Genomic DNA, 16459 nt, shown 5'->3' on the forward strand with positions numbered 1-16459 from the left:
GAATCGGTGGTCGACGCAGGGTACGAAATGCGGGAATCGGTGGTCGACGCAGGGTACGAAATGCGGGAATCGGTGGTCGACGCCGCGTACGAAAATGGCGGAGTTTGGTGGTCAGCGGCGCGTACGAACGTGGGGGGATCGACCCAGGCCGTCCTCCTCGCCGCTCACTCCACGTCGATGCGGCGGCCGCTCTCCTCGCGCTCGTCGGCGACGATGGGGAGGTGAACTTCGAGCACGCCGTTTCGGTAGGCGGCGGTGATCTCGTCCTCGACGACCGCCTTCGGGATCGGCACCTGGCGAGCCACGCGTCGCGAGCGCATCGACCGGATGGCGTCGGAACCCTCCTCGGCCTCGGTGTGCGCCCGGATCGAGAGCACGTCGCCCTCGAATGTGACCTCGATCTCCTCCCGGTCGAAGCCGGGAAGGTCCATCGCGAAGACGTACTCGTCGCCTTCGTCCTCGATGGTGACGCCCTCCTCGTCCCCTCGCCAGTCGAACGACGGCGTCGGGAGCGCCGACGTTTCTAGGGCGGGTCGCTCGAACGCGGCGGTCGGCCGACCGGCGTACGGGCGCATCGATCGGCGCATCTCCGCGAGGCTGCGGTCCATCTCGTCGAACAGTCGCTCTACGGTGTCGAAGGATCTCATGGCGATCGCACCATTATACGCCATTATATCACATAACCATTCCGTGAGCCGAGATAGCACGTCGTCGGACGTGACCGTCGAGACGGTGCGTCGTCGGTCGTCACGCCCGAGTTGACGAATCGTCGGACGTGACCGCCAGGATGGCGCGTCGTCGGTTTGCCCCGTCGAGATGGGGCATCGTCGGTCGTGACCGCCGGACTGACGAGTCGTCTGCGACGACCTACCTCAGCGCAGCGCGACGCCCGGGCGGGCGCCGGTGTGGTCGCCGTCCCGAACCACGAACTCGCCGTTGACGAAGACGTGCTCGATGCCGTCGGCGTAGATCGCGGGATCGACGAACGTCCCGGGTTCCCCGACGGTCGCCGGATCGAACACCGTCACGTCGGCGCGCGCGCCCGCCTTGAGCACGCCGCGGTCGTCGAGGCCGAGCCGGGCTGCCGGGCGACCCGTCATCTTGTGGACGGCCTCCGGAAGGGAGAGCACGCCCTTCTCGCGCACGTAGTGCCCTAACACGCGCGGGAACGTGCCGTAACTCCGGGGGTGCGGGACGCCCTCGCCGAGGGGCCCGTCGGTCCGCAGGGAGTTGCCGTCGCTGCCGACCATCGTCAGCGGGTGGGCCATCACGTACTCGACGTCGTCCTCGTCCATGCAGAAGCTGACCTGCCGGGTCCGCAGCTCGTCCTCGATGAGGAGGTCCAGCGAGAGGGTCGCGGGGTCGCGGTCCTCCCCCTCGCGGTCGGCCAGCTCCGCGAGCGTCTTGCCCTCGCGGTCGGCCAGCTCCGGATTCCGGACGTGCGTGATCAGGATGTCGTCCCAGTCGTCGGTGCGGGCCTCGAGCTCCCGGCGGAGTCGCTCGCGGGTCTCCCCGTCGTGCAGTCGGTCCGTGAGCGCCTCCGGACCGCCGTCGCGCGCCCACGTGGGCAGGCGAGCCTTGAGGCTCGTCGAGGAGGCGACGTAGGGGTACTGCTCGCACTGGACGTCGACGCCCTCGTCCCGCGCGCGCTCCATTCGCCGGAGGGTGTAGCGGACCTTCCCCCAGTTGTCCCGGCCCACGGCCTTGTGGTGGGAGATCTGGACGGGGACGTCGGCCCGTCGACCGATCTCGATCGCCTCCTCGAGGGCCGCGAAGATGTCGTCGCCCTCGCTGCGCATGTGGGTGGCGTAGAGGCCGCCGTGCTCGGCGACCGCCGACGCGAGTTCGACGATCTCGTCCGTATCCGCGAACGCGCCCGGCGTGTAGATGAGCCCCGTCGAGAGCCCGACGGCGCCGTCGGCCATCGCCTCGTCGACGATCGCTTTCATCTCCGCGAGCTCGTCGGCCGTCGGCTCGCGATCCTCGTAACCCACGGCCGCGATGCGGGCGTTCTCGTGGCCGATCAGCGAGCCGACGTTGAGCGAGACGCCCTCCCCCTCGAGGTGGTCGAGGTAGCCGGCCATCGACTTCCACTCGACGTCGACGACGTCGCCGACCCCGCGGTAGGCGAACCCCTCCGCGACGTCGGCCGCCACCTCGCCGTAGGCGGGCGCGGCGCTCGTCCCGCAGTTGCCCACGATCTCGGTGGTCACGCCCTGGCGAACCTTGCTGTGGGCCTCCCGGTTCGCGGGCAGCGTGAAGTCCGAGTGCGTGTGGATGTCGATGAAGCCGGGCGAGACGACCGAGCCGCCGGCTTCGACCTCCACGTCGCCCTCACCGGGGACGGTTCCGACGGCCGCGATTCGGCCGTCCGTGACGGCGAGGTCGCCGCGGATCCACGGCGAGCCCGTCCCGTCGAGGATCCGGCCGTTTCGAACGACGATGTCGTGCGTCGACATGCCAACCCCCTTTCGGGCGTCGTACAAAAAACTACGTCTGCCATGCTAGGATCGCCGGCTCGACGGCGCGTGCCGGGCCCGCCGGAACGGCGCTTCGCGGACGCGCGATCGTGCCCCGACGGCGAACGCGTCGCGGACGCGTGGTCGTGACTCGGCGGCGGACGCGGCGCGGACGCGCGATCGTGCCCCGATGGGGCACGCGCCGCGCCGATCGCGGTTGGGGGACTCGTCGCCCGTTACCGAACTCGCGCCCCGACCGCGAGGAGGGCGGCGATCACCGCCGCGAGCGCGCCGAATCCGGGTAACGCGTCGTCTACCCCGGCGTCGTCGCTCGCCTCGTCGGTCGATCCGTCGTCACTCGCGTCGTCGGCCGATCCGTCGTCGCCGGACATCGCGACCGTCCGCTCGGAGAAGTGATCGATCGCGACGTAGACCGACGCCTCGCCCTCGGCCTCGTTCTGTGAGGCGATCAGGTAACGGGGCTCCTCGCCGTCGGCGGCGGCCTCGAGCTCGGACGCGGACGACGCTTCGGCGGCGACCTCGCCGTCGACGGTCACCTCGAGGTCCTCGATCGAGCCGACGGCCGACTCGGAGACGGTGGCGAGGACGATCGTCCCCTCGCTGACCGTCCGCTCGACGGTCATCTCGACCTCGTTTTCGGCCTCGGCGCCGGCCTCGGCCGCGGTCTCCGCGCCGAAGCTGACGGCTTCCGAGACGGTCTCGCCGTCGCGCTCTTCGACGTGGAGCTCGACGCTGGCGGCGCCCTCGGCGATCATGGCCTCCTCGGCTTTCGCCTCGTCGTCGCGCTCCCCGTCGGCGTACGAGCGGAAGACGAGTTCGGCGTCGGCCGCGAGGTCGGCGGCGACGTCGCCCTCGTCGTTGACGGCGACCTCGCCCTCGCCGACCACGACGAACGCGCCCTCGCGCTCGCCGTCGGTCACGACGACGGCCTCGCCGTCGGCCTCGGCGCTCGCGCCGCTCGCCAGTTCGGCCTCGACGAACTGCGCCTCGTCGCCGGCGGCCACGACGAGGTGGCCGCGCTCGGTGTCGTGAGCGGAGAGCTCGGCCCCGCTCTCGGCCGCGATGGTCGCGCTCGTCTCGGTCTGGGCGCTCGTCGAGAGGCCGGCGCCGTCGATGTCGACGACGGCGCCGAGCCCGACGCCGGCGCCGACGCCGGCCTCGGACTGCGACTGGACGCGGACCTCGCTGAAGGTCTCCGATCCGCCGACGGTGAAGTCGGTGATTGCGTCGCCCTCGACGTCGAAGGCGACGTGGGAACCGGCGTACCCGTCGTCGGTCGATCCGTCGGTCGCTGCGATCGCGGCGCTCCCGGGCACGGCCATCGCGAACAGGCTCGTGACCAGCAGCAGGGACGTTACGGCGGCAGCTGTGCGAGACATTGCGCTCGGATGTGCGGACGACGGAGAAAAACCCGTTCTGGCAAAACCGTCAAAACGTCCGTCGTCTGCTCGTCGGACCGAGACCGTCGGTGCCGGTCGGCGGATCGAGGCCCTCGGGATCCGGTCGGCGGGTCGAGCCCGCCCGGGGTCCGTCCCGCAGATCGACCGGCGGGATCCCCGTCGGCGTTCGGGGCCTTATCGCGAGATCGTCGCCACGTCGTCGTCGGAGACGACGGCCTCGACCTCGTCCATCGTCAGCCGGGCGACGTCGCCCGGGATCGTCCGCTTCAGCGCCGCGGTCGCCGCGGCGTACTCCAGGGCGCGCTGGACGTCGTCGCCGGCGAGCCGCCGGGCCAGGAAGGCGCCCGCGAAGGCGTCTCCCGTGCCGATCGGCTCGACGGTGTCGGTCTCGAAGGCGTCCTGGTCGTGGACGACGCTGTCGTGCCAGGCGAGCGCGCCCTGGGCGCCGCGCGTGACGACGACGGTGGTGAAGTCGAACTTCGAGCCGAGCTTGTGGGCGAGCTGACGGTGGTCGCCCTCGAAGCCGAGGACGGCCTTGGCGTCTTTCGCCGCGATCACGAGCACGTCGACGCCCTGGAAGAGGCTGGTCAGCGTCTCCTGGGCGTCCCGGGGCGACCACAGCTTCCGGCGGTAGTTGACGTCGAGCGCGGTGGTGGTGCCCGCCCGCTGGGCCGCCTGCAGGAGCTTCGCCGTCGTCTCCCGGAGCTGCGGGGAGAGCGCGGGCGTGATTCCGGAGGTGAAAAAGACCCGGGCGTCCCGGATGAGATCGCTGTCGAACTCCTCGGGCGAGGCGGTGGTGATCGCGCTGTCCGCGCGGTCGTAGACGACGTTCGCGCCCCGGGGCTTGCCGGCTTTCTCCAGGTAGTAGGTGCCGACGCGGCCCCTCGGGGACCAGACGACGTCGGTCCCGATGCCGCACTGGTGGAGTTCGCCGACGACGCGCCGGCCGAGCGGCGACTCGGGGAGCTTCGACGTCCACGTGGACACCGCGCCGAGGCGGTCGGCGGCGATGGCCACGTTGCTCTCGGCGCCCGCGACGTGAACTTCGAACTCGGTGGCCGACTCGATCCGCTCGTTGCCCGGCGGGGACAGCCGAAGCATCGACTCGCCGAAGGTGACGATGTCGCTCATCCGTGGCGCACCCCCGTCGGTCTCGGGGTCGATACCTGCGTGCTACGGTGGGTCATAGATATCGTCACGGTCGGCCCTGTCATAAGTTGTTGCGATACGACACGCCGATGGCTCGCCGGATGGCGCCCCTTGTGCGCTTTCAACGAGTCCTATCCGTTCGAGCGACGGTCACCGGCGACGAAACGACCGCGCGGAGGTCCGCGTCGATCACTCGGCGACGACGATCCGTTCGTCCGTTCGGCCGGCAGACTCGCTCGATGGACCGGCCGGCTCGCCCGCGTCCCCTGGCGGCTCGACCGAGAGTTCGATTCCGAACGCAGAGAGCAGCTCGAGGCTCGTTTCCACGTGTTCGGTGACCGCGGGGATCCGCACCCGGCCTCCGGCGAGCGCCAGGAAGACCAGCAGCTGGTCGGCGAGGTGTCGGTCGACGGCCGCCGACCCCGCGAGCAGCCGTCGGGCCGCGTCGGCCGCCTCCTCCCCGACCCGCTCGGCCGGTTTGCCCCGCTCGCCGAGGGCGTCGACGCCGGCGAGGCTCTCCGCGAACTCGAGCCGGCAGACGAGCGCGGATCCGGGCGACGGGCTCTCCGCCGACGTTTCCACGCGTTCGCGCACGTCGAGGCCCCACTCGTCGGGGTCGAGGCGTTCGAGCGCGCCCTCGGCCTGTCGGTGTGCGACGTCGCGGTCGGCGAGATCCGCAGACTCGGTCGAGTAGAGGCGGACGGCTTCGCGGGCCCCGCGGTCGACCAGCCGGATCGGTTCGAGGGTCGACGGCGCGAGCCGGAGCGTCGCCCGGCCGCCGCCGTCGGGGTAGAAGCCGCGCCCGTCGCCTTCGAGCGCGGCGTGGAGGCCGAACCGGCCCAGCAGCGGGAGCTTGACCCGTCGGTGGTAGTCGAGCGGGGGCGACCACGCCACGTCGGTTCCGCCGGTGGCGGTCACCGCGAGCGGTCCGTCGAGCCGGGTCGCGAGCGGAAGCAGGGCGTCGAACAGCAGGGTCACGCTCCCGGCGGTTCCGATGTCGACGGCGTACTCGCCGCCCGGCACCCCGTCCCCGACGTCGGGTTCGAACGTCACCGTCTCCGCGCCGAGCTCGGCGCCCGACACCTCGGCGTCGCAGACGGCCGCCACGGTCTCGACGACCGCCAGGTGCTGGTGGCGAAGACCCGACGGCGACCGCGCGCCGCGGACGTTCTCGAGCCGGACCGGACGGTCGTCGATCGCCGCGAGCGCGAGCGCCGTGCGGAGGAACTGCCCGCCCGCCTCGCCCCCGTCGAGTTCGAGCATGGCCGCGTCTACGCATCGGACCCCCTTCCCGTTCGCGGTCGGCCGCGGAGCGACGGCGCCGGCCCCCGCCGTCCGGTTCGACGCGCTTCCGATCGAGTCCGGTCGTCGGCTGCGTTCGCACTCCGTCCCACCGGCGCGTCGCCTGGGCCCGCACTCCGCCGACTTCGTTCACACCCCGTGGCGTCGGTGCGTCGCCTGGGCTCGCACTTCGACGTCTCCGTTCGCACCCCGTGGCGTCGCCTGGGCTCGCACTTCGACGTCTCCGTTCGCACCCCGTCGCACGGGTGTGTCGTCCCCGCCGTCAATAAACGGTAATCGTGTATATTGTCCACGAAAAGCTTATCTCTCGGGGTGTGCCACTCTGTCACCAGGGAACCGGGAGATGGCACGCCAGATTTTCGACGACGCCGAGTACGACCGACGGATCGAGCGGACGAGCGACCGGATGGCCGAGCGCGACCTGGACGCGATCGTCGTCACCGATCCCGCGAACATGAACTACCTGACCGGCTACGACGGCTGGTCGTTCTACGTCCACCAGGCGGTCGTCCTCGCCGCGGAGCGGGAGGAACCGGTGTGGGTGGGCCGCGAGATGGACGCCAACGGCGCCCGGGCGACGACGCGGCTCTCCGAGGAGAGCATCCGGGCCTACAGCGACGACCACGTGCACTCGCCGGTCGACCTCCACCCGATGGACTACCTCACGGGCGTCCTCGAGGAGCTCGACGTCGCCGACGGCCGGATCGGCCTCGAGATGGACGCCGCCTACTTCACGGCGAAGTCCTACACGCGGCTGCAGAAGAACCTCCCTGACGCCTCGTTCGAGGATACGACGCTGCTGGTCAACTGGGTGCGGATCGAGAAGTCCTCGCAGGAGCTCGAGTACATGCGCCAGGCGGCCCGCATCTCTGAGAACGCCATGCGGGCGGGCCTCGACGCCATCGAGGCGGGCGTCCCCGAGTACGAGGCCGCCCGGGCGATCTACGACGCGCTGATCGGCGGCGCCGACGGCTACGGGGGCGACTACCCGGCGATCGTCCCGCTGATGCCCTCCGGCGATCACACCGGGACGCCACACCTCACCTGGACCGACCGCGAGTTCGAGGAGGGTGATCCCGTCATCATCGAGCTCTCGGGCTGTCGGCACCGCTATCACTCGCCGCTCGCCAGAACGACGTTCGTCGGCGACCCGCCCGCCGAGATCGAGCGCACCGCCGAGGTCGTCGTCGACGGGATCGAGGCCGCCCTCGACGCCGTCGAGCCGGGCGTCACGTGCGAGGCGGTCGAGCGGGCCTGGCGCGAGACGATCGCGGCCCACGGCATCGAGAAGGAAGACCGGATCGGCTACTCGATGGGACTGGGCTACCCGCCGGACTGGGGCGAGCACACGGCCAGCCTCCGGCCGGGCGACGAGACGGTCCTCGAGGAGGACATGACGTTCCACACGATCCCCGGCATCTGGGGCGACGACTTCGGCGTCGAGATCAGCGAGACCTTCCGCGTGACGAGCGACGGCGCCGAACCGCTGGCGGAGTTCCCCCGGACGCTGTTTTCGACCTGAGTCGGTCTGCGCCACCGCCGCGGCGGGAGCACGGCGGTGACGCGGCCCCGTCTTGCTGTCGGCGCGGCCCGAGTACGGCGTCGAGGCGACCCCGCCGGCGTCCCGGCCAACCCTCCGACGGACCGTTATCGGTCCGGCGCGGCGACGACGTTCTCGAGTTCGCCGCCCTCGTCGAGCGCCCGCACGTTGTGGGCGACGATGTCGGCGAGCCGATCCCAGTGGCGCGGCGTGTACCCGCCCGTGTGAGGCGTAACGAGGCAGTTTTCGAGCGTCCACAGCGGGTGCCCCTCCGGCAGGGGCTCCGGGTCGGTGACGTCGAGGGCGGCGCCGCGGATCGCGTTCGACCGCAGCGCCGCGACGAGCGCGTCGGTGTCGACGATCGGGCCCCGGGCGGCGTTGACGAGCACGGCGTTCGGCGGGAGCGTCGCGAGCTCGGCTTCGCCGACGAGCCCGCGGGTCGTCTCCGTGAGCGGACAGGCGATGAACACGTACTCGCTGCGGGCGAAGGCGTCGTGGATCGCGTCGGCGTCGAAGCCGACGATCTCGTCGGTCGGCCCGCCCTTCTCCGGCGAGTAGCGCACGCCGATCGTGGAGACGTCGAACCCCTCGAGCCGTTCGGCGACCGCCCGCCCGATCGAGCCGAGGCCGACGATCGTCACCGTGGAGCCGGCGAACTCGTCGGACTGGAAGTGACGCCACTCGCCGTTGCGCTTGCGGCGCCACCCCTCGTGGAGCCCGCGGGCGAAGATCAGCATGTTGGCGATCGACTGCTCGGCGATGCCCGGCGCGTGGATGCCGCCGGCGTTGGTCACGGCGACCCCGTGCTCGACGAGTTCGTCCGTCGGCACGTGGTCGGTCCCCGCGAACGTGCAGGCGAACAGTTCGAGACGGTCGGTCGCGCCGACTCGCTCCGCGTCGAGGGTGATCCCGGTGACGACCCGCGCTCGGGCGATCAGGTCGCGCTCGGCCCGCGGCGTTCGCGCCAGTTCGACGCTGCGCTCGGGCAACCGCTCGCGAAGCACCTCGGCGTACGATTCCATCGAGAGGCCCTCCGTTCCCTCCCGGAGGACGACGACGTCTGCGTGTTCGGTCATTGAGACTCCCGCGCCTGAGGACGCGTTGGCGGCGGTTGGATCGGCCGAACCTTATCCCTTTACGTATCTCGTGTCAACGAGAATTGTGTACGATTAAGGGCGCGGGCGTGCTATCTTCAGCCATGACTGCCGCCGATCTCGACCGACTCGTCTCGCTACGGCGCGAGTTTCACCGTCACCCGGAACCGGCGTGGCGGGAGTTCTCGACGACCGCTCGCCTCGTCGAGGAACTCCGAGCGCTCGACGTCGACGGGATCGCCGTCGGCGCCGAGGCCTACGACCCCGGCGATCGGATGGCCGTTCCGGACGCCGACTCGCTCGAGGAGTGGCTCGAACGGGCCCGTTCGCGAGGCGTCGACGACGACCTCCTCGCGGCGATGGCCGGCGGCCACACCGGCGTCGTCGCGTGGCTCGATCGCGGCGGGGGGCCGTCGATCGGCCTCCGGGTCGACATCGACGGGCTGTTCATCGAGGAGTCGACCGACGCCGACCACCGCCCCGCAGCCGCGGACTTTCGGTCGGAGGTCGAGGGGACGATGCACGCCTGCGGCCACGACGCCCACATGACCTGGGGGCTCGCGGCGCTGAAATCGATCGCCGAGAGCGACTTCGCGGGTCGACTCGTCGTCTTCTTCCAGCCGGCCGAGGAGACCGGCGGCGGCGGGCACCCGATGGCCGAGAGCGAGTTCGCCGCCGACCTGGAGTATCTGCTGGCCGTCCACGTCGGGCTGGACCACCCGACGGGGACCGTCGTCGCCGGGATCGAGAAGCCCCTGGCGATGGCCCACCTCGACGTCGAGATCGTGGGGACGTCCGCCCACGCCGGTAAGGCGCCGAACGAGGGCGCCAACGCCCTCCAGGCGATGGGCACGGCGCTCACGAACGTCTACGGCATTCCCCGCCACGCGCACGGGATGACCCGCGTCAACGTCGGCCGCGCGGAGGGCGGCACCGCGAGCAACGTGATCGCCGATCGCGCGCACCTGGAAGCCGAGGTTCGCGGCGAGACGACGGAGCTGATGGAGTGGATGAAACGGGAGTTCCGGCGCCGAGTCCGGAGCGCGGCCGAGATGCACGGCTGCGAGGCGACCGTCGACGTCGTCAGCGAGTCGCCCCGGGCCGACAGCGACCCCGAACTCGCGGGGATCGTCGGCGAGGTCGCCCGGGCGGTGGACGGGGTCGAGGAGGTGCTCCCCTCGGCGGAGTTCGGCGCGAGCGAAGACGCCACCTTCCTCATGCAGCGGGTACAGGAGGAAGGCGGGCTGGCGACGTACCTGATCGTCGGCACGGATCACCCGACGAGCCACCACACGCCGACGTTCGACGTCGACGAGCGCAGCCTCGCGATCGGGCGAGACGTGCTGGTCGAAACCGTACTCGAACTGGCGGAGCGGGGGGCATGAGCGGGGACGACGCCGAGACCGATCCCGACGGTGGAGCCGACTCGTCCCGCTCGAGCGCCGGCGCGGTCCCCGCCGCGGACGACGTCGTCGCTCCCGAGGACGTGCGCGCCGCCCGCGATCGGATCGACGACGTGGTCGAGCGGACGCCGCTGGATCGCTCTCGCACCTTCGCCCGGCTGAGCGGCGCCGAATCCGTGGGTCTGAAGCTCGAGACGTTCCAGCGGACGGGATCGTTCAAGATCCGCGGGGCCTACAACCGGATGACTCGGCTCTCGCCCGAAGAGCGCGAGCGCGGCGTGATCACGGCGAGCGCCGGCAACCACGCCCAGGGCGTCGCCCTCGCCGGCCAGCTGCTCGCCGTCGACGCGACGATCGTCGTTCCCGAACTCGCGCCCGCGGCGAAGATCGAGGCGACCCGCGGCTACGGCGCCGAGGTGCTCGTCGAGGGCGACATCTACGAGCGCTCCTACGAGCGCGCCCTCGAACTCGCCGAAGAGACGGGCCGGACGGTCGTTCACCCCTTCGACGACGACGCGGTCGTCGCTGGCCAGGGGACGATCGGGCTCGAACTCGTCGAGCAGTATCCCGAACTGACGACCGTGATCGTCCCGATCGGGGGCGGCGGGCTGATCTCGGGGATCGCGACGGCGCTCGCGGACCGCGAGGACGTCCGCGTCGTCGGCGTCCAGCCCGAGGGTGCGCTCCACGCGAAACCCTCACTGGCAGCGGACCGCATTCACGAGCTCGCGGACGTCGACACCGTCGCCGACGGCGTCGCCGACACGCGGCTGCTCGAGACGACGTTCGCCGTGATCCGCGAGCGCGTCGACGAGGTGGTCGGCGTCTCGGACCGAGAGCTGGCGACGGCGGTGGCGCTGCTGGCCGAGCGCGAGAAGGTCGTCGCCGAGGGCGCGGGCGCCGCCCCCGTCGCCGCGCTCCTCTCGGACGAGCTCGACGTGACCGGCGAGCACGTCGCCGCCGTGATCTCCGGGGGTAACGTCGACCTGGCCGACCACGCCGAACTGGTCCGGACGGGTCTCGCCGAGCTCGGGCGCTACGTCGAGGTCCGGCTGGCGGTCGAGGTGTGGCCGGGGACCGTACGCGACCTCGTGGACGTGATCGAGGACCGCGGCGCCGCGTTCGCCCACCTCGAGCGCGCCCGCCGCAGGCCGGGCGATCACCCCAACCGGGTACCGGTGGACGCGGCGATAGCTGGGAGCGGTCGCGAGCACCTCGCGAGCGTGCTATCGGCGCTCGAGGCGCTCGATTCGGTCGACCTCGTGCACGCGCAGTGGGCGTGAGCGGACCGTCCTGCTGCGCGCCGGCGAGAACGCGCTCTCGCGTCCGATTTCGCGCGGCTACATCGACGAGCGCCGGAACCCTTCCGCCCCGTAACCCCCGCCGAATTGTCCGTCCCGTACGTGTGCGAACTGACCGCAGGGATCCCTGCCAGTTTCAGCTGATGCTCGTATCGTCTCGTTGAAGGTACGTCGTGACGGACTCGTCGGTCCTCCAGATAGCCGATCGAGACTCCCCACGACATGAAGGTGATGCATAGATCGTCTGTATCGGTCACGTCGTTTCTGATAGGAACCGGGTAGTTCGTTTGGCGTGTGCTGAACATGGGGCGCAGATCTCGCAGCCATTCGCCAGTGTTCTACTGCCGCTTCAGCCGTGAATCGCTAATCGCCGGAGGGACAGCGTCTCTCGGTTGCCTCTGGCGGTTCAGCGCTGAAGCGACGCTACATCATCGAGACCACGACGAAGCCAACTCCAGCGACGCCAGCGACGACGCCGACCGCCTTGGCCAGCTGTGGCCCCCACGACACCGTCCGTTCGAGCGAGAGCACCACCGCGATGATTGCCATCCAGAGGACGTTCATCGACCCCGCGACGACCATGAATGCGAACAACGCCCAACAGCACCCGACACAGAAGAGGCTGAAACGCACCCCCATCCACGCGGCGCCGCGAATCCCGGGCCGATGATAGGTCATCAGAAAGCCGAACGGTGACCGACATTCGTCCAGACACTGGTACTTGTACGGGGAGAGTTGATAGCCCCCGAGGAGCAGTAACACGCCGCCGAAGAGGAGAGATCCACGCTCGCCGACCACCGAGATGAGTGGAATCACTGCGTTGACTGCGAGCGGGAGCAGACCGGTGAGCGTCCAGACGAGCGTATACACCCCGAGCAACGCGCTCAGCCTGGCGACTTTTGCGGGTCTAGCGGTTCCTCGAAGTGTCCCGTTGTACAGCCGGAACAGCGGCACCGACGACGGATACATCATGGCTATCATCATCGTCCCCCACATGATGAGATAGAGTCCGACGCCGACGGGACCGTGTCCGATCGCCATCGCCTCGGGAACGCCCGGGTCGGACATCTGCACGTCCATCGCTCCGCCCGGCATTGGAACCCACCGCCAGAGAAGTGCAACCCACGCACCGAGTGCGAGGGCGTACATGACGATGGCGATGAGCGGCAGCTGATGAACGGTCAGACTCGGTCGTTCGTGCCCTCGTGTAGTCATTCCCGTGACCGATAGTGGTGAGGTCAGGAGTTCGCCATCTCGAACTCGCCGAACTGCGAGGTGTTTCCGGTGACGTCCCACGAGAACTCGTCGTCGAAGTCGACGGTCGCTTCGGTCGTCTTGCCGATGTTCGCTTTCTCGTCTGGCGGGATGAACGGGTGGGGGTACACCGATCCCTGTTCGTCACCGAAGCCAACGCTCCTGTCGGTCTCGATCGTGACGATATCGCCGGCACTGAACGAGAGGTGGCCGTCCTCCGTCGAGTAGGAGAAGGGCACCACCACACTATCCTCGACCGTGTCGATGAGCGGCCCAGCCGCTTCGAACAATCCGCCGGCCTGGCCGGAGAAGATCGTTTCGAGCGCCTCCGCTTGTGCCTCGTCGGCGGCTTCGTCGATCACGAGGACGACGTGCCACCCGCCTTCGAAGAGGATGCCGTCCTCCCAGACGAGCATTCCGGCCCCCAGCCCGTCGAGGGACACGTCGCCGTACTCACCGTCCTCGATATTCCAGAATCCTGCAAAGGTACATTTGTCGTCATCCGCCGGTTCCCACCAGAGACACTGACACGGGACCGAACAGTTGCACGCTTCGATGAAGTTTCCTTTGAGGTTCCAGTCTTGTGTCATCGGTATCCACCTTCCCCCTCCACGATTCCGTCCAGTAGTGAACTGATCTCGTCGAGGGTGGGCGTGAGACTTCCACGAGATTTCGCAAGTAGTTACCTGGTGACATTTTTGCAGTTGCCGGCATTCGTGCAGCCACCGAATGCGGATGTCCGAGCTTGCCGACGACGGCGATCACTCGGCCCCCGTACAAACCGATCGACCCGTAACGGCAGCGCGTGATATACGAAATTCGTCCGCCGAACTCGTCCTCCGAGTCGGTCACGCCGATCCTGACGGGAATCGGGTTGTTTGTTCGGTGTCTGCTGAACTCACGACGCGAATGTGGCACGAGCAGACGTCCATTTTGAACGGAGTTCAATCGTTCAACACAGGTCAGTTACGCCTCGTCAGCCGGGAGCGTAAACGAGAACGTCGAGCCCTCGTCTGGGATAGAGTCAATCCAAATTTCGCCGCCGTGTCGGTCGACGATCCGCTTACAAAGTGCGAGGCCGATCCCCGTCCCTTCGTACTCCTCGTGGCTGTGGAGTCGCTGGAACACCTCGAAGACGCGATCTGCATCTTCTTGATCGATACCGATCCCCTCGTCACTGACCGAAATGATCCACTCGTCCTCGTCACGCGTCGCGGAGATCGACACTCGGGGTTCCTGCTCGCCGCTGTACTGGAGCGCGTTTTCCAACAGGTTCTGAAAGAGTTGGCGGAGTTGGCTGGCGTCACCGCTGACAGTCGGCAGCGGTTCAGTGGTGATTTCAGCACCGGTCTCGTCGATCCGAATACCGAGATCCGTCAACACATCGTCCAGGACTGCCTCTAGATCGACCGAACCGAAGGACCGTCCCCGCGTTTCGACTCTGGAATACGCAAGCAACCCGTCGATCATCGCCTGCATCCGCTCGGCACCGTCAACGGCGAACTCGATGAACGCTTCGGCGTCCTCGTCGAGTTCGTCGCTATACCGCCGCTCGAGCAACTGCATGTAGCTCGTGACCATCCGCAACGGCTCTTGCAGGTCGTGAGAGGCAACGTAGGCGAACTGCTGGAGGCGCTCGTTGGATTCTTCCAGCCGACGCTGATACGTGTACCGGTCGGTGATGTCGAAATGCGCAACGGCGACGTATCTCTGCTCATCGTCGCTGAACGACGCGGCCCGCATGAGAAACCAGCGTTGTTCGTCGGGAGAGTGGCACGGATATTCGAACTCGAAGAGTTCTCGTTCGCCCGTTACAATCTCGGATAACCCCGCGGCAGCCGTCTGTGCCGTCTCCGTCTCCGCTTGTCTGGTGATCGTGAGATAGTTCGATCCGATGGTATCTGGCCGAACCTCGATATCGTTCGCTTCCCCGAACTCCTGCCACGCGCGATTCGTATACAGGATCGTCCCGTCGTCATCGAGGAGTGCAACGCTGATCGGGAGTGTATCCACGGCCGCTGGAATGAGCGTCTCCGGCTGCCGGGCGGTCATGTCCGTTTGCAGTCGGCTGATAGGGATAACGTTGTTCCCGTTCTAGTTACAGGAGACGCGACACTCTCTGGATCTTGCACGCAACTCGCGGCAACCGCCAGAGAGGTCGAGCACGGTGTGCGAGCTACAAAGTGACCGTTTCCCGATCAATGTCCCGAAATCAACGGGACCGAGTGCGACGTAGATCCTCTGAGTCGATCACGGTGTTTCTGACGGTACTCGAATAGTGCGTACAGCGTCTGCTGAACGCACAGTGCGAATGCAGTATACCCACCCATCCAGCTATCAGGGCTACGGAGCGGTCGAACAGCGGGGGCTGCTATCAAACGCAAGGCTCATACTGCAAACCCCTCATAAAAGAGCCAATGCTACCCAGGAGACCCCTGCTGTCCCCTGTTGGTGCGAGACGCGCCATCGGTCTTCTCGGCGGCGTATTCGTCGTATTTGCCGTCGGACGGGCGATTTTCGTGAGTGGGCAGGGCCAACCAGCGGTAACTCTTCTCACCGTTACCCTGATGATCGCCGTGCCGGGATTCATCCTCGCATACGGTGCGTATCGGCTCGCACGCGCCGATATCGATCCCGACTGCTATCCACGGATCGCTGGCTGGTGTCTCGCCGGGTTCGGCGTCATGGCCGGCCTCCTCGTCGTTTACCACCTTCAGCCCGGAGAAAGCGTTTCAACGCAATCTCCGCCGATCCTGACCGCACTCGCCAGCGTTGCGGGCTTCGCCGTGGGTATCAACGACGGGCAAGCGAGGACGCGAACGTACGAAGTCGAAGCTCGCAACCAGCAGCTCGAACGGTATCGGGAGTACACGGACGACGTTCTGAACGCCGTCGACGACGTGTTCTACGTTCTCGACGCTGATGGCACCCTCCACCGCTGGAACGACAGTCTCTGCGAGGTCACGGGCTACGAAGATCCGGAGATCGCATCGATGCACGCGCTGGAGTTCTTCGACGAGAAAGATCAGGGTCAGATCGCCGACGCAATCGAGGAAGGATTCGAAACGGGTAGCGTACAGGTCGAAGCGGAGTTTCTCACCAGGGACGGTGCTCACATCCCGTACGAGTTCGCGGCGTCGACGCTCGCCGATCCGGACGGGGAGACGGTGTTGGCGGGCATCGGACGAGACGTCACCGAACGGAAGCGACGTGAACGAGAACTGGCCCGCTTCGAAACGATCGTCGAAACGAGTCCGATCGCCATCACGATCGTCGACAGTGACGGGGAGTTGCAGTTCGCCAACGACCGAGCCGAGGAGATATACGGGCGGAGCAAAGAACAGATCAACGACCTCAGCTTCGACGATTCCGACTGGGACGAAGTCGACACCGACGGCAAGCGTCTCCCGGATGACGAGAAACCCTTCCCGCAGATTATGGAGTCCGGAGAACCGGTGTTCGACCATCTCAGTGGCGTCTCTCGTCCGAACGGAGAGCGAGTCTGGATCTCCGTCAACGGGGCGCCGGTCTACGAC

General features: G+C 68.0%; 13 protein-coding genes. 4 read left to right on the forward strand and 9 right to left on the reverse strand.

Translation table 11 applies throughout. The features are described from left to right. Positions 1-164 precede the first annotated feature (164 nt). The 5 genes from QZT59_RS17095 to rtcA all read right to left on the reverse strand — a co-directional run bounded on the left by QZT59_RS17095 (position 165) and on the right by rtcA (position 6292). Complete coding sequence (locus tag QZT59_RS17095; protein ID WP_290819056.1) at positions 165-647, reverse strand: Hsp20/alpha crystallin family protein; 483 nt, start codon at positions 645-647, stop codon at positions 165-167. A 225-nt stretch (positions 648-872) separates the two neighbouring features. Further along, positions 873-2459 (reverse strand): amidohydrolase family protein, encoded by a 1587-nt coding sequence (locus tag QZT59_RS17100; RefSeq protein ID WP_290819057.1) that lies wholly within the window; start codon positions 2457-2459, stop codon positions 873-875. A 236-nt stretch (positions 2460-2695) separates the two neighbouring features. Then, positions 2696-3859 (reverse strand): hypothetical protein, encoded by a 1164-nt coding sequence (locus QZT59_RS17105; protein ID WP_290819059.1) that lies wholly within the window; start codon positions 3857-3859, stop codon positions 2696-2698. A 195-nt stretch (positions 3860-4054) separates the two neighbouring features. After that, positions 4055-5011, reverse strand: coding sequence for a bifunctional 2-dehydro-3-deoxygluconokinase/2-dehydro-3-deoxygalactonokinase (kdgK1, locus tag QZT59_RS17110; RefSeq protein WP_290819061.1), 957 nt, complete (start codon positions 5009-5011; stop codon positions 4055-4057). 207 nt (positions 5012-5218) lie between these two features. After that, positions 5219-6292, reverse strand: a complete 1074-nt coding sequence (rtcA, locus tag QZT59_RS17115; RefSeq protein ID WP_290819063.1) for an RNA 3'-terminal phosphate cyclase — start codon at positions 6290-6292, stop codon at positions 5219-5221. A 382-nt stretch (positions 6293-6674) separates the two neighbouring features. Here rtcA and QZT59_RS17120 point away from each other — a divergent pair, with 382 nt between their 5' ends. Beyond that, positions 6675-7853, forward strand: coding sequence for a M24 family metallopeptidase (locus QZT59_RS17120; RefSeq protein WP_290819064.1), 1179 nt, complete (start codon positions 6675-6677; stop codon positions 7851-7853). 125 nt (positions 7854-7978) lie between these two features. Here QZT59_RS17120 and QZT59_RS17125 read toward each other — a convergent pair whose 3' ends face one another. Beyond that, on the reverse strand, positions 7979-8947 hold the full coding sequence (locus QZT59_RS17125; RefSeq protein WP_290819066.1) for a D-2-hydroxyacid dehydrogenase: 969 nt from the start codon (positions 8945-8947) through the stop codon (positions 7979-7981). Positions 8948-9069: 122 nt separating this feature from the next. Between QZT59_RS17125 and QZT59_RS17130 the strand changes: the two genes are divergently transcribed. Both QZT59_RS17130 and ilvA read left to right on the forward strand, forming a co-directional pair. Next, positions 9070-10350: an amidohydrolase gene (locus QZT59_RS17130; RefSeq protein ID WP_290819068.1), complete on the forward strand. Its 1281-nt coding sequence runs from the start codon at positions 9070-9072 to the stop codon at positions 10348-10350. After that, positions 10347-11651, forward strand: coding sequence for a threonine ammonia-lyase (gene ilvA, locus QZT59_RS17135; RefSeq protein WP_290819070.1), 1305 nt, complete (start codon positions 10347-10349; stop codon positions 11649-11651). The genes QZT59_RS17130 and ilvA overlap by 4 nt, the downstream gene beginning before the upstream one ends. Positions 11652-12092: 441 nt before the next feature. On the opposite strand, the gene QZT59_RS17140 is transcribed toward ilvA, so the two are convergent. The 3 genes from QZT59_RS17140 to QZT59_RS17150 all read right to left on the reverse strand — a co-directional run bounded on the left by QZT59_RS17140 (position 12093) and on the right by QZT59_RS17150 (position 14975). Beyond that, entirely contained in the window at positions 12093-12884 is a 792-nt protein-coding gene (locus tag QZT59_RS17140; RefSeq protein ID WP_290819072.1) for a DUF2182 domain-containing protein, read from the reverse strand. 23 nt (positions 12885-12907) lie between these two features. Continuing rightward, positions 12908-13513 carry a DUF1326 domain-containing protein gene (locus tag QZT59_RS17145; RefSeq protein WP_290819074.1) on the reverse strand — a complete coding sequence of 202 codons (606 nt, stop codon included), beginning with the start codon at positions 13511-13513 and terminating at the stop codon, positions 12908-12910. Between the two features lie 376 nt (positions 13514-13889). Beyond that, the gene (locus tag QZT59_RS17150) at positions 13890-14975 is read right to left on the reverse strand and encodes an ATP-binding protein (protein ID WP_290819076.1); all 1086 of its coding nucleotides are present in this window, start codon (positions 14973-14975) and stop codon (positions 13890-13892) included. A 515-nt stretch (positions 14976-15490) separates the two neighbouring features. On the opposite strand from QZT59_RS17150, the gene QZT59_RS17155 reads away from it, so the two are divergent. Further along, positions 15491-16459 (forward strand): PAS domain S-box protein (locus QZT59_RS17155; RefSeq protein ID WP_290819078.1); only part of this gene is annotated, 969 nt, incomplete at its 3' end.

Source organism: Halovivax sp. (genome assembly GCA_007119345.1).
GTDB lineage: Archaea > Halobacteriota > Halobacteria > Halobacteriales > Natrialbaceae > Halovivax.

What these genes read in the sequence shown, in the direction of transcription:
- QZT59_RS17145 (WP_290819074.1), bottom strand. Translation starts at nt 13,513, where the DNA reads ATGACACAAGACTGGAACCTCAAAGGAAACTTCATCGAAGCGTGCAAC.
- QZT59_RS17140 (WP_290819072.1), bottom strand. Translation starts at nt 12,884, where the DNA reads ATGACTACACGAGGGCACGAACGACCGAGTCTGACCGTTCATCAGCTG.
- ilvA (WP_290819070.1), top strand. Translation starts at nt 10,347, where the DNA reads ATGAGCGGGGACGACGCCGAGACCGATCCCGACGGTGGAGCCGACTCG.
- QZT59_RS17150 (WP_290819076.1), bottom strand. Translation starts at nt 14,975, where the DNA reads ATGACCGCCCGGCAGCCGGAGACGCTCATTCCAGCGGCCGTGGATACA.
- QZT59_RS17105 (WP_290819059.1), bottom strand. Translation starts at nt 3,859, where the DNA reads ATGTCTCGCACAGCTGCCGCCGTAACGTCCCTGCTGCTGGTCACGAGC.
- QZT59_RS17120 (WP_290819064.1), top strand. Translation starts at nt 6,675, where the DNA reads ATGGCACGCCAGATTTTCGACGACGCCGAGTACGACCGACGGATCGAG.
- QZT59_RS17125 (WP_290819066.1), bottom strand. Translation starts at nt 8,947, where the DNA reads ATGACCGAACACGCAGACGTCGTCGTCCTCCGGGAGGGAACGGAGGGC.
- QZT59_RS17095 (WP_290819056.1), bottom strand. Translation starts at nt 647, where the DNA reads ATGAGATCCTTCGACACCGTAGAGCGACTGTTCGACGAGATGGACCGC.
- QZT59_RS17100 (WP_290819057.1), bottom strand. Translation starts at nt 2,459, where the DNA reads ATGTCGACGCACGACATCGTCGTTCGAAACGGCCGGATCCTCGACGGG.
- QZT59_RS17130 (WP_290819068.1), top strand. Translation starts at nt 9,070, where the DNA reads ATGACTGCCGCCGATCTCGACCGACTCGTCTCGCTACGGCGCGAGTTT.
- kdgK1 (WP_290819061.1), bottom strand. Translation starts at nt 5,011, where the DNA reads ATGAGCGACATCGTCACCTTCGGCGAGTCGATGCTTCGGCTGTCCCCG.
- rtcA (WP_290819063.1), bottom strand. Translation starts at nt 6,292, where the DNA reads ATGCTCGAACTCGACGGGGGCGAGGCGGGCGGGCAGTTCCTCCGCACG.